This is a genomic window from Neobacillus niacini (assembly GCF_019749295.1).
Classification (GTDB): Bacteria; Bacillota; Bacilli; order Bacillales; family Cytobacillaceae; genus Neobacillus; species Neobacillus niacini_D.
The window spans coordinates 177568-191498 of record NZ_JACWFG010000012.1 but is presented as its reverse complement, the minus strand read 5'-3'; the positions used below and the strand labels follow the sequence as shown (position 1 = coordinate 191498).

Genomic DNA, 13931 nt, shown 5'->3' with positions numbered 1-13931 from the left:
CGACGTGAGAAAAATCTCATTGCTCGCTCTTTCCCTTGTCATACTGCTTAGTGGATGTGCACCAAACTTTCAAAAGCAGGAGAATGTTGTGCAGACAAAAGAAGAGGCGGAAGAGAAAGCAATTATTCCGAAATATAACATTTCAGACAACTATTATCGAACGATTTTACCGTTCGAACCTGGGGAAGCACGCGGTTTAATTGTTGGAAATATTAATACCAGATATGACATTAATGAGTTTGAAACGGGTTTGATGAGAATTGCTCAACACCAATTTGATCCAAAAACGTATTTATTCCGTGAAGGACAAGAACTAAAAAGAAATACCGTTAGGATGTGGTTGAATCGTAAATTCACACCCGCACAATTAGAAGACGAGGGTCTTGAAGAAGATGAAAATATCGGTTTAAATCCGCTTATGCCAGATAATGCAGACTTTAAAGCAGGTAATAGTAATAGTCCAATCTACTTAGCCCACATCTTAGAACATGATTACCTTATCAAAGGTGAAAATGATACCGTTAAATTAGGCGGTGTGGTTATTGGCCTTGCACTGAATTCTGTCCATTATTTTCGGACTGCAGTTGGTGAACCCTACTTTGAAAGGGAAATTGAGTTTGCTGAAATGGAAAGGGAAGGGAAAAAGATTGCCGATGAGGTACTGAAGCGCCTTCGAGCAATGAAGAATCTGAAGGATGTTCCAATTACAATCGCACTGTTTAATCAGCAAAGTAAATCATCCGTCGTTCCTGGGACCTTTTTTACCTATGCCAAAGTGGATAAAGGCAGCTCAACAATTAATGCTTGGGAGCCAGTTGCAGAAAAGTATTTCTTATTTCCATCTACAGAAGCACAGGAAGCACATCGTGATGATGTAACGGCATTTTTAAATTTCAAGCAGGATGTTGAAGCCTATTTTCCGAATTTTAATGGTGTAATTGGCCGGGCCTTCTATATTGGAGATCAATTTCATGATTTGGATATCACGATTCCGATTCAGTTCTATGGGAAATCTGAAGCAATTGGGTTTACGCAATATGTAACCGGACTTGTACTTGAGCATTTTCCAGATTATATTTCCGTTTCTGTAAGTGTAACTTCTGTTGACGGGCCTGAAGCATTGATTGTTCGTAAGGCAAATGAAGCCGAACCATTTGTGCATATTTACTAACCTGGCTTAGCGGTCAGGTTTTTCTTTTATTCAAAATATGCATTTGTTATTATCCGTTGATAGGTGTAAAAGAAACATGTTAGAATGAACAAGGATGTAATGTTTCAATACATAGGAGGTTTTAAGACATGGTACAACCTTATAAGCATGAACCATTCACAGATTTTACAAATGAAGAAAACCGTCAAGCCTATTTAAACGGTTTAAAGACAATCGAGAGTTACTTAGGCAAAGATTACCCGCTAGTAATCGGCGGTGAAAGAATCACAACTGAAGATAAAATCGTTTCATATAATCCATCTAATCATAAAGAGATAATTGGCAGCGTATCCAAAGCCAGCAGAGATCATGCGGAACAAGCAATGCAGGCTGCCGTTGAAGCATTTAAAACATGGAGAAAGGTTAAAGCTGAAGTTCGTGCGGATGTTTTATTTAAAGCTGCAACGATTATTCGCCGCCGCAAGCATGAGTTTTCTGCCCTTTTAACAAAGGAAGCAGGTAAACCATGGAGAGAAGCGGATGCGGATACAGCGGAAGCAATTGATTTCCTTGAATATTATGGCCGCCAAATGCTGGATCTAAAAGATGGTGTTCCAGTTAATAGCCGTCCAAATGAATTTAACCGTTACAACTATATTCCACTAGGTGTTGGTATCATTATTTCACCTTGGAACTTCCCATTGGCAATTATGGCTGGTACAACTGTAGCTGCAATTGTTACTGGTAATACAGTTTTACTAAAGCCAGCTTCTACCACTCCAATTGTGGCAGCAAAGTTCGTTGAGGTAATGGAAGAAGCAGGACTGCCTAAAGGCGTATTAAACTTTGTGCCGGGCAGCGGAGCTGAAGTTGGGGATTACTTAGTAGACCATAAGGATACTCGTTTCATCAGCTTCACTGGATCGCGTGATGTGGGACTTCGTATTTTCGAACGTTCTTCTAAAGTGAATCCTGGTCAAGTCTGGATGAAGCGTTTGATCGCTGAAATGGGCGGTAAAGACACGATTGTGGTTGACTCAGAAGCAGATCTTGAGCTTGCAGCACAATCAATTGTGGCAGGAGCGTTTGGTTTCTCTGGTCAAAAATGTTCAGCATGCTCTCGTGCCGTAATCGTTGAAGATGTTTATGATACAGTGTTGAACCGTGTTGTTGAATTAACAAATGAATTAACAGTTGGCGACCCAACTGAGCAAAGTACTTTTATGGGTCCAGTTAATGATAATAATGCTTTCAAGAAAATCATGGAGTATGTAGAAATTGGTAAGCAGGAAGGCAAGTTAATGACTGGCGGCGAAGGAGACAATTCAAAAGGTTACTTCATTCAGCCGACTGTTTTTGCTGACCTTGCTCCAGACTCACGTATTATGCAGGAAGAAATCTTTGGACCAGTGGTAGGCTTCACGAAAGCAAAGGATTTCACTGAAGCAATCGAAATTGCAAATAATACTGAGTATGGTTTAACTGGTGCGGTTATCACAACGAACCGTGAGCACCAGGAACAAGCACGTGAAGATTTCCATGTTGGTAACCTATACTTTAACCGTTCATGTACTGGAGCAATTGTTGGTTATCAGCCATTCGGCGGTTTCAACATGTCTGGAACTGACTCTAAAGCTGGCGGTCCTGACTACTTGTTACTGCATATGCAAGCAAAAACTACATCTGAAATGTACTAATTTTATGACCCCCTTCTCAGGCAGAGAAGGGGGATTTTTTTATGAGCAAGCGATATTTTGGTTACCGTTGAACCCGGAAAATCAGGTTAGAGGGAATTAGAGTAGTGATCTGGTTACCGTTGAACCCGAAAAATCAGGTTAGAGGGAATTAGAGTAATGCTCTGGTTACTGTTGAACCGTAAAAATCAGGTTAGAGGGAAACAGAGTAGTGATCTGGTTACCGTTGAGCCCGGAAAATCAGGTTAGAGGGAATCAGAGAAGTGCTTTGGTTACCGTTGGAGCAGAAAAACAAGGTTAGAGGGAATCAAAGAAGTGTTTTAGTTACCGTTGAACCCGGAAAATCAGGTTAGAGGGAATCAGAGAAGAGCTCTGGTTACCGTTGGACCCGAAAAATCAGGTTAGAGGGAATCAGAGAAGTGCTTTGATTACCATTGGACCCCAAAAACCAGGTTAGAGGGAAACAGAGAGGTGCTTTGGTTACCATTGAATCCGAAAAACGAGGTTAGAAGGAACCAAAGAAGTGCAGATAAATATTTGACAATAATGTGAAGTTATTCACAAAGAATCAACAAATTGTGAAGTACGTCACAATCAAATTGGTCCTCATTATTTACAATGTAATTATAGAGCAAAACTTTAAAACGTAAATATATCGAGTATTAACCATATAAGGAGCGATCCAACATGAAAAAATTAGTGATGATAGGGAACGGGATGGCGGGAGTAAGGACGATAGAGGAAATCCTTAAACTTTCACCAAATCAATTTGAGATTACGATTTTTGGACAAGAACCACATCCAAACTATAACCGAATTAAACTATCAAATATTCTTCAGGGTGATGCAAGCTTTGAAGAAATCATTATTAATCCACTAGATTGGTATAAAGAAAATAATATTCAGCTGTTTACAGGTGAATCAGTAAACAAAATTGATACAGAAAGAAAGTTTGTCACAACAGACCAAGGGCGAGAGGTAGAGTATGATGACTTAATCATTGCAACAGGATCGAACTCTTTCATCCTCCCAATCCCAGGTGCGGACAAAATGGGCGTTACCGGTTTTCGTGATATAAATGATTGTGAAATGATGATCAAGTCAGCAGAAGAATATAAAAAGGCAGTAGTAATTGGCGGTGGACTTCTTGGTCTTGAAGCAGCTAGAGGATTACTAAACCTTGGCATGAAGGTTGATGTAGTACACTTAATGCCGAGTTTAATGGAGCGTCAGTTGGATCCAATTGCCTCCTCTTTATTAAAAGCAGAGCTGGAATCGCAGGGTATGAGATTCTTAATGGAAAACGAAACGGTTGAAATTATCGGTGATGAGCGCGTTGCTGGTCTTCGTTTTAAAGATGGGTCTTTTGCAAGAGCAGATCTTGTAGTAATGGCAATTGGGATTAAGTCGAATACAAGTGTGGCAAGAGACAGCGGGATATATGTAAATCGTGGAATTGTAGTAAATGACTTTATGGAAACAAGTGCACCGAATGTGTATGCAGTGGGAGAGTGTGCCGAACATAGAGAGATTGTTTATGGGCTGGTTGCACCATTATACGAGCAAGGGAAAGTGCTTGCCGAAAGAATATGCGGAAAAGAAGCAGCGCCATATGAAGGCTCAGTTACTGGAACGCAGCTTAAAATTGCTGGAGTGGACCTTTACTCAGCAGGAGAAATTTTTGAAGATGGAACAACCAAATCGATTATGGTTTACAACGAATTTGAAGGTATCTATAAAAGGGTATTAATTCGGGATAACAGGGTCGTTGGGATTGTTCTCTATGGTGATACAAAAGATAGTACAAGGCTGTTCCGGATGTTATCTAAAAAGGAAGATATCACGGGGGTTTCCATTTTCGAATCTCAATGCAGTGCTGAAGGCGGAGGCGGCGACATTGCCTCCATGCCAAATGATGAATTGGTATGCGGCTGTAATGGTGTTACGAAGGGCGCAATCGTTGAGGCAATCAAAACGCAGGGGCTGACCACTCTCGACCAAGTTAGTCATTGTACTAATGCCGGCCGATCTTGCGGACGCTGTAAACCGATGGTGAATGATATTCTTGCCTATACACTAGGTGACCAATTTGATGCAGCAGCAGCACAAAAAACTAGTATTTGTGGTTGTACAACCATCAGCCGTGAGGAATTAATTGCTGAAATCAAAGAGAAGGGTCTCTCAAGTGTTAAAGAAGTGATGAACGTTCTTGAGTGGAATAATGAGGAAGGGTGTACAAAATGCCGTCCTGCGATTAACTACTACCTTGGTATGATTCACATGGATGAATACAAGGATGATCGTGATTCCCGTCTTGTTAATGAGAAAATGCATGCAAATATTCAGAAGGATGGAACATACTCTGTCGTTCCTAGAATGTATGGCGGTGTAACAACGGCAGCTGATTTGAAAAAAATCGCTGAGGTTGCTGAAAAATATGAAGTGCCTTTAGTAAAATTAACCGGCGGACAGCGTATTGGTTTGTTTGGAGTAAAAAAAGAGGACCTGCCTAGCATGTGGAAAGAGCTTGATATGCCATCTGGCTATGCATATGGAAAAACACTTCGTACGGTCAAAACATGTGTAGGAGCGCAATTCTGCAGATATGGCACACAGGATTCCATGTCACTTGGAATTGAACTTGAGAAGAAATTTGAACGTCTTGATACGCCGCATAAAGTAAAAATGGGTGTGTCTGCCTGCCCAAGAAACTGCTCTGAAGCAGGAATTAAGGATATTGGCTTTGTCGGGATTGATGGCGGATGGGAAATTTATATTGCCGGTAATGGCGGTGTCGATCTTCGTGCAGGTGACCTGTTAGCTACCGTGAAAACAGAGGCTGAGGTAATGGAGATGACGGGTGCTTATCTGCAATATTACCGTGAAAATGCGAATTACCTAGAGAGGACTTCTAAATGGGTTGAACGCGTTGGATTAGAGCATGTAAAAGAAGTCTTAGCTAATGAAGAAACTAGAAAAGCACTAAATGAGCGTATGGACCAAACGTTAAAGAAATATATTGAGCCTTGGAATGAAGCAATCGAAAGTGAAAGTATCAAAGATAAATATTATGCAGTACACACTGTCAAGGCTGGAGAGTGATAATAAATGATTACAACTAAAACTATGACACTAGCGGCAAATTATTCTGACCTCCCAGTACGGGCTGGTTACGCTGTTAACATCAATGATATTGAAATAGCTTTATTTAAAGTAACCAATGGTAGAGTTTATGCTATTGAAAATCATAGTCCACATCCAAAAGGCGGCGTGTTAACAGAAGGCCTTGTGAGTGGAGAATATGTATACTGTCCTGTTTATGATTGGAAAATCTCGTTAGTTGACGGTAAAGTTCAAGCACCGGATACAGGTCAAGTGAAGACATTTCAGGTGGAAGTAGAAGGAGATAACGTTTATATTATTATATAAAGAGTTTGGAAGGATGGCTGCAGGATGAAAACAGGTAAAGTATTTTTAGTAGGAGCAGGGCCGGGAGACGTACGATTAATCACCGTAAAGGGATTGGAGGCAATCCAGCAGGCAGAAGTTATTTTATATGACCGGCTTGCCAACCCTAAGCTTTTGGAATTTGCTCCGGTTGATTGCGAGCTGATTTATTGCGGCAAATTACCTGACCGCCATATTCTGCGACAGGAGAATATCAATGAGCTGTTAGTAGAAAAGGCATTAGAGGGTAAAGTAGTCGTTCGGTTAAAAGGCGGCGACCCTGGTGTTTTTGGCCGTGTTGGTGAAGAAGCGGCAGCCCTTGCCCGCTATAATATACCTTTTGAAATCGTTCCTGGTATTTCATCGGGGATTGCAGCCCCCCTTTATGCAGGAATACCTGTTACTCATCGTGAGCATGCTGAATCGTTTGCGGTTGTAACGGCTCATGATAAATCGAAGGATGGCAAGCCAATGCTTGACTGGGAAGGACTTGTCCGCGGTGTTGATACGATTGCTTTTTACATGGGGGTAGGAAACCTGCCATTTATCTGTGAAAATCTGATTTCACACGGTAAACCTACAAGCACTCCTGTGATCCTGATTCAATGGGGCACATTTGGCCGTCAGAAAACATTGCAGGGTACCTTGGAAGATATTTCAGAAAAGGTCCTTGCTGCTAAGTTTAGCAATCCGTCAATCATACTCGTGGGAGAGGTCATCTCCCTTCGTGAAAAAATCAGCTGGTTTGAAAAAATGCCATTGTACGGACGTCAAATATTACTTGCCCGTACGAGTGAAAGTGTTAGCGGCCTTGCAAAGGAATTAATAGAAAAAGGCGCCGATGTCATTGAATTTCCAAAATGGAAAAGGACAATTTTGCCTGTTAAGGTGGAAAAGGCAGCAGACTACGATAAAATAATCTTCTCCTCCCCCGAAAGCGTCGGTGAATTTTTCGATGCTCTTATTGAAAAGGAAATCGATATTCGAAAAATAAAGGCTGATTTTTATGGGTGTTCTAGCAAATCTATTAAGGCTTTAAAGGAACGTGGATTTATTGCTGAACATATCGAAGACATGCCCCAGGAAGGAAGCTTACTCGTTGTTGGAGATGCAGGCAGCCATAAAGTTGAAAATGCTGACTTTATGGTTACGAGTAAAAAAGAGCTGGATACTCAGTTCCTTCCAATTTTTCAACGAATGCTGGAGGAAGGTAATGTGAATACGATGGTGTTTCCAAGCGCAGCCTCTGTTGGAGTATTTATTGATAGCTTGAAAAAATGCAGTATTGACGTTTACACCCTTTTAAAAAATGTGCAAGTAGTGTGTATGGGAAAGCATACAAAGGCAGCTGTTGAAGCGTCGGGCCTAATGGCGGATGCTGTCCCGAAGTCTGCAACTAGAGAAGCTTTGGTTGAACACTTAGTTCAATGTCCAGCTGCTAAGGAAAGGCAGGGTTAAGGCTTGAATTCGAATTACCCGATTATGTTAAGGCTCGAGGGGAAAAGAGTAGTGGTTGCAGGCGGCGGTAAGGTTGCGGAGCGGAAAGTTACCGGACTGCTTGGTACTGGAGCAAGTATCATCGTGATTAGTCCCAATGCTACAGAAAATCTAAAAGGGCTGGCTGAAAATGGAATGATACAGTGGATTGAAAAATCATTTGATAAAGAAGACATTGAAGGTGCGTTTTTAATTTATGCAGCCACGAACGATGTTGAGTTGAACCAGTATGTAAAAGCGGCAGCTAGTGACCAACAGCTTGTAACTATTGCGGATGACCCGGAAGGATCGGATTTTCATGTTCCCTCACATATTGTGCAAGGACGATTGAGTATTGCAGTATCGACAGGTGGAGCATCACCAACACTTGCAAGGAAAATTCGAGAGCAGCTAGGATCCCAATTTGATGAACGGTATGAGGATTACTTAGAATTTCTATATTTGGCCAGAAAACGAGTATTGAAAGAAGTGAACGACCCTTCTAGAAAAAGAAAAATATTAGCAGCAATCGCAAGTGACGAGTTTCTGAACAGTAACGATCGGGAAGCTGACTTTTTACGATTATTGCTATAAAAAGAAATGACGTGTGAATTTTACACGCCATTTCTTTTTTTTGGTGTTACAAATTAATAAGATCATTATCGTACTCTTCTAATTGTTCTTGTAAGTTTACTATGTAATTCATCATCGCGATTCTCACGATAGAAGGATAATATCGACTATTAAGCTCCAGCTCACATTCCTCTAAATCCATCTTTTTTACAGCAATAATTTTATTTAATTCATCTATACTCATTGCTATTCACCCCTACTATCAAAAAAGTCATTTTTCCCCACTCTCCTAATCTATTTTTATATTAGTAAGCATAGACAACTTTTTCATAGTTTATACACATCATTTATTGTATAAAAAGAACACAAACGGGCTAAAAAGAAAGGTAAAAAGTAATCGAGGTTGAAAAGATGAACGAGAAAATAATCCATAGTTATCAAATCCTAGATCAATTACGTTTGCCTCATGGTTTGTATTTAGCGTCTTCATCACAGGACTATCAATATGTATGGCTCCGAGATTCATTTTATATGTCGCTGCCTTATTTGGAGCAAAACAATCACATTTATGAAATGACCTATCATCGGATTCTGGACTTATTTAGAGAATACGAATGGAAGTTGGATATCCATACTGTTCAAAAGCCGAGGGAGCAATGGGAATACATCCATTCAAGGTATTCTGCCTCTGAAGTAAAGGAAATAAACTCCCCATGGGGACATGCTCAGCATGATGCGATTGGAGCGATACTATGGGGGATTGGAATGGGTCAAAAAAAGGGAAAACGAATAATAAGAGATGCAAAGGATCATGAAATTGTTCAGAAGCTGGTTGGCTACTTAGGCTGTGTGGAGTACTGGGAAGATGCAGATAATGGAATGTGGGAAGAATGGAGAGAGGTTCATTCAAGTTCTGTCGGTGCATGTATCGCAGGTCTTCAGGCAGTAAAAGATATTGTGTTTGTCCAAGGTGAATGGATCACAAATGGTTATCAGACACTAACAAACTTATTCCCACATGAAAGCAGCGATCGTCCCTACGATTTAGCTCAATTGAGTTTGATTTTTCCTTATAAGGTCTTGTTAGGAGAAGAAGCGAAAGTAGTTGTGGAACAAGTCGAAACAAACCTTTTACGCGAACGCGGGGTAATACGCTACAAAGGAGATTCGTATTATTCTACGGTCGAACATGAAGGGAGACATCATGATTTATCGTTTTACTATGGAACAGAGGCGGAGTGGACATTCGGACTCCCATGGTTAGCGTTGTGCCATTTAGAATTGGGTAATGTTGAAAAAGCAAATCATTATATAAAACTGACTGAAGGCGTGATGCTGAGTGATGGGAGCCTTCCAGAGCTGTATTTTGCTCAATCTGAAAAGTATAATTCCAATACTCCATTAGGATGGGGGAGTGCGCTGTATATCTTAGCGAAAGAGCGTTATGAAAGATTAATGTAATTGGGAGAGGCTGCTCTGGAGGAATCCAACAGCCTCTTTTTTTAGGGGGAAATAGGACTTTAGGATTATTTTACCTATTTTTATAAAATTTTCTGAAAACTAGTTCCATTTTTTAAATACGTGTTATATAATACAACACATGGAACGTTGCTGTATTATAACAAAGAGGTGATGGAGTTCATGTCGACGCAAACGACAGATATTGAAGTAGCAGGTGTCAAAAAAGCGCACTACGATGAGATTCTAACAAAGGAAGCGCTGAAATTTATTGAGGAACTGGAGCAAAGATTTGGAGCAAGGCGAATTGAACTGTTACAGTACAGGCAAAAGCGACAAGAGGAAATGAATAACGGAAAGCTTCCAGATTTCCTTCCTGAAACAAAGCATATCCGTAATGGAAGCTGGACAATTGCTCCATTGCCTAAAGATCTTCAGGATCGCCGCGTAGAGATTACGGGACCAACAGACAGAAAGATGGTCATCAATGCCCTAAATTCGGGTGCAAAGGTTTTTATGGCGGATTGTGAAGATGCTACTTCACCAACCTGGGAAAACATCGTCGAAGGACAAATCAACTTAAGAGATGCAGTGAATCGGACGATTTCCTATGAAAATCAAAAGGGTAAAAAATATGCACTGAATGAGGAAACAGCAGTCTTGCTTGTAAGGCCGCGCGGACTTCATTTAGAAGAAAAACATGTGCTGCTTAATGGCAAGCCTATTTCAGGGAGCTTCTTTGATTTTGGAATGTACTTTTTCCATAATGTGAAAAATCTGCTGGCTAAAGGAACAGGTCCTTACTTCTACCTGCCAAAGCTAGAAAGCCATTTAGAAGCCCGGCTTTGGAATGATGTGTTTATTTTTTCGCAAAATAAGCTAGGAATTGCTCAAGGAACCATTAAAGCAACTGTCTTACTTGAAACCATTATGGCTGCATTTGAAATGAATGAAATACTTTTTGAATTGAAGGAGCATTCAGCGGGCTTGAACTGTGGCAGGTGGGATTACATCTTTAGTTACTTAAAGAAACTGCGAAACCATGAAAGTATCATTCTTCCGGATCGAGCACAGGTAACGATGACTGCACCATTTATGCGTTCCTATTCATTGCTTACGATTCAAACATGTCACCGCCGGAAAGCACCGGCAATCGGAGGGATGGCGGCACAAATACCAATTCGCGACAATCCACAAGCTAATGAGGAAGCATTTGCGAAGGTTCGGGCTGACAAAGAACGTGAAGCTTATGATGGTCATGATGGAACATGGGTAGCACACCCTGGGCTTGTAGCGGTGGCTTTAGAAGTATTTGATAGAGAAATGCCAGTAGCCAATCAGATTCATACAAACAAACAGCAAAAAGTTACGATAACAGCAAGTGATTTGCTAGAAACACCAGGCGGTAAGATTACCGAAGAAGGTGTCCGCGTTAATATCAATGTCGGGATTCAATACATTGCTTCTTGGCTTTCTGGGAGAGGCGCAGCACCTATCCATAACTTAATGGAGGATGCGGCGACGGCTGAAATCTCAAGGGCTCAGTTATGGCAGTGGATCCGCCACCCAAAAGGGATACTTGAGGATGGCAGAAAAATAACGGCACCCTTATATGATCAGTTAAAGGCTGAAGAATTAGAAAAGATAAAGGCTGAGATTGGTTTGCCTGCCTATGAGAATGGTCGTTTCACTGAAGCAGTAGAGCTGTTTGACAGCTTAATCTTAAATGATGAATTTGTAGATTTTCTGACCCTGCCTGGGTATAAGCTTTTATAAAAAATATTAATAGATTAATAGGAGGAAATTTAAAATGACGAATTCAAGAGCGAAGGCATTACAAGAAAGCTGGGAAATGGATAAACGTTGGAATGGAATTACTAGACCATATACAGCAGAGGATGTTATCGAGCTACGAGGTTCGGTTGATATTGAGCATACATTAGCTAGACGAGGAGCAGAAAAGCTTTGGAAGCAGTTAAATGAAGAAGATTATATTAATGCACTAGGTGCTCTAACAGGAAATCAGGCTGTTCAGCAGGTAAAAGCAGGATTAAAAGCGATTTATCTAAGTGGATGGCAGGTTGCAGCCGATGCCAATCTATCTGGAAATATGTATCCAGACCAAAGCTTATATCCAGCAAACAGTGTACCAAGTGTCGTAAAACGAATTAATCAAGCACTTCAGCGCGCTGATCAGATCACTCATTCAGAAGGAGACAATTCCATTGATTGGTTTGTTCCGATTGTGGCGGATGCAGAAGCAGGCTTTGGCGGACAGTTGAACTGTTTTGAATTAATGAAGGGAATGATTGAAGCAGGTGCAGCAGGAGTTCACTTTGAAGATCAGCTTTCCTCTGAGAAGAAATGCGGTCACTTAGGCGGTAAAGTGCTGCTTCCAACTCAAACAGCGGTTCGGAACTTAATAGCTGCTCGTTTAGCTGCAGATGTTATGGGTACACCAACGTTACTAGTGGCACGGACAGATGCGAATGCTGCTGATTTAATTACAAGTGATATTGATATGAACGATGCACCATTCATCACTGGAGAGCGGACAGCTGAAGGCTTTTTCCGAACTAAAGCAGGACTTGATCAGGCAATTGCCCGCGGTTTAGCTTATGCTCCATATGCAGATTTAATTTGGTGTGAAACATCTGAGCCAAATATTGAGGAAGCAAGACGTTTTGCAGAAGCCATTCATGAAAAATTCCCTGGCAAAATGCTTGCCTACAACTGTTCACCATCGTTCAACTGGAAAAAGAAACTTGATCAAAATACGATTGCAAAATTCCAGCAGGAGCTTGGGAAAATGGGATACAAGTTCCAATTCGTTACACTTGCAGGCTTCCATGCATTGAACCACAGCATGTTTGAACTAGCTCGCGGCTACAAAGAGCGCGGCATGGCGGCATACTCCGAATTGCAGCAAGCTGAGTTCGACAGTGAGCAATACGGCTACACAGCAACCAGACACCAGCGTGAAGTAGGAACAGGCTACTTTGACCAAGTATCTATGGTCATCACAGGCGGAACATCATCTACAACAGCGTTGAAAGGATCAACCGAGGAAGAGCAATTTACAAATTAATCTCTTACGGCGAATCCCCTTCTCAATATTTGAGAGGGGGATTTTTTGGTTAGGATTGGAGGGAGGAAATACTTGCGGATGGCGGAAAATACTTGCGGATAGCTTGAAATACTCTCGGTTAACAGAAATAACTCTCGGATGACGGAAAACACTCTCGGATGACAGAAAACACTCTCGTATAACAGAAAACACTCTCGGATGACGGAAAACACTCTCGGATGACAGAAAACACTCTCGGATAACAGAAAATAACTCTCGGATGACAGAAAACACTCTCGGATAGCAGTAATTAACTCTCGGATAACAAGAAATACTCTCGGATAGCTATGACTTTTTTGGAAATGAACATTTTTTAGGGTATTATCATACATAATAGTAGCCCTTTTAATGGAGTTGATCTGATTTGAAAAAGCCGAACGTTGAGGAGGTTCTTCAACAAGGAATACATGGAGCTTTGGAAACGAAGCCAGATGAAAGGCGGAAATTTTTAGGTACCTTACGGGAACGCACCATTCTTGCTCTAAAGAAAAACCAAGTGACAGAAGCGACGATTTATCCTCAAGTGGAGAGAGAAATGAAAAAAAATCCTCAGGTTAATCTCTACTTAAACGGCAATATCGAGTACGCTGCATTATCCAAATATGTAAAATTAGCGGCCAAACATAATATCGAGCATAAAATCGTAACCAACAAGGAACATGATACAGAAATTGGCTTATTGCTTGCGATGGACCATGCAATTGATAAGGAAGAGATATATATCACCCAAAAAGAAGTCAGTCAGCTTGCCCCCCCGAAGAGCAAAGGTCTTTTTGCGAAACTCTTTAAGAGATAAAGTACACAAAAAGCAGTCTAGTGACTGCTTTTTGTTATGGGTCAGGTTCATAAGGAGGAGGTACTTTGACCTATATTTGGATATAACTGGAACTGTATAAAAAATTGGACTATTATATTGATAAGGTAAATTATCATTTAGGTCGATTTAAATAAGGGGGAAGAAAAAGTTAACTCATAATGGGTACGAAAAGAAAACTGGTCAGGTAGG

Annotated in this window: 11 protein-coding genes; 10 read left to right on the top strand and 1 reads right to left on the bottom strand. The window is 40.9% G+C overall.

Annotation, left to right across the window (positions count from 1 at the left end; genetic code table 11):
* Positions 1-4 precede the first annotated feature (4 nt).
* The 6 genes from H0184_RS17760 to H0184_RS17735 all read left to right on the top strand — a co-directional run bounded on the left by H0184_RS17760 (position 5) and on the right by H0184_RS17735 (position 8361).
* Positions 5-1171 carry a CamS family sex pheromone protein gene (locus H0184_RS17760; RefSeq protein ID WP_221827360.1) on the top strand — a complete coding sequence of 389 codons (1167 nt, stop codon included), beginning with the start codon at positions 5-7 and terminating at the stop codon, positions 1169-1171.
* Positions 1172-1299: 128 nt separating this feature from the next.
* Positions 1300-2847: an L-glutamate gamma-semialdehyde dehydrogenase gene (pruA, locus tag H0184_RS17755; RefSeq protein ID WP_221827359.1), complete on the top strand. Its 1548-nt coding sequence runs from the start codon at positions 1300-1302 to the stop codon at positions 2845-2847.
* Between the two features lie 684 nt (positions 2848-3531).
* Positions 3532-5946, top strand: coding sequence for a nitrite reductase large subunit NirB (gene nirB, locus H0184_RS17750; RefSeq protein WP_221827358.1), 2415 nt, complete (start codon positions 3532-3534; stop codon positions 5944-5946).
* Positions 5947-5952: 6 nt separating this feature from the next.
* Positions 5953-6273, top strand: a complete 321-nt coding sequence (nirD, locus tag H0184_RS17745; RefSeq protein WP_221827357.1) for a nitrite reductase small subunit NirD — start codon at positions 5953-5955, stop codon at positions 6271-6273.
* 24 nt (positions 6274-6297) lie between these two features.
* Complete coding sequence (gene cobA, locus H0184_RS17740) at positions 6298-7749, top strand: uroporphyrinogen-III C-methyltransferase (RefSeq protein ID WP_221827356.1); 1452 nt, start codon at positions 6298-6300, stop codon at positions 7747-7749.
* Positions 7750-7752: 3 nt separating this feature from the next.
* Positions 7753-8361 carry an NAD(P)-binding protein gene (locus H0184_RS17735; protein WP_221827355.1) on the top strand — a complete coding sequence of 203 codons (609 nt, stop codon included), beginning with the start codon at positions 7753-7755 and terminating at the stop codon, positions 8359-8361.
* A 46-nt stretch (positions 8362-8407) separates the two neighbouring features.
* On the opposite strand, the gene H0184_RS17730 is transcribed toward H0184_RS17735, so the two are convergent.
* Positions 8408-8584 (bottom strand): hypothetical protein, encoded by a 177-nt coding sequence (locus tag H0184_RS17730; protein WP_221827354.1) that lies wholly within the window; start codon positions 8582-8584, stop codon positions 8408-8410.
* A 167-nt stretch (positions 8585-8751) separates the two neighbouring features.
* On the opposite strand from H0184_RS17730, the gene H0184_RS17725 reads away from it, so the two are divergent.
* The 4 genes from H0184_RS17725 to H0184_RS17710 all read left to right on the top strand — a co-directional run bounded on the left by H0184_RS17725 (position 8752) and on the right by H0184_RS17710 (position 13721).
* Entirely contained in the window at positions 8752-9801 is a 1050-nt protein-coding gene (locus H0184_RS17725) for a glycoside hydrolase family 15 protein (RefSeq protein ID WP_221827353.1), read from the top strand.
* Between the two features lie 180 nt (positions 9802-9981).
* Positions 9982-11574 carry a malate synthase A gene (gene aceB, locus H0184_RS17720; protein WP_221827352.1) on the top strand — a complete coding sequence of 531 codons (1593 nt, stop codon included), beginning with the start codon at positions 9982-9984 and terminating at the stop codon, positions 11572-11574.
* A 34-nt stretch (positions 11575-11608) separates the two neighbouring features.
* On the top strand, positions 11609-12886 hold the full coding sequence (gene aceA, locus H0184_RS17715; protein WP_221827351.1) for an isocitrate lyase: 1278 nt from the start codon (positions 11609-11611) through the stop codon (positions 12884-12886).
* A 403-nt stretch (positions 12887-13289) separates the two neighbouring features.
* Positions 13290-13721, top strand: a complete 432-nt coding sequence (locus H0184_RS17710; RefSeq protein WP_221827350.1) for a YueI family protein — start codon at positions 13290-13292, stop codon at positions 13719-13721.
* The last annotated feature ends 210 nt before the right edge of the window (positions 13722-13931 follow it).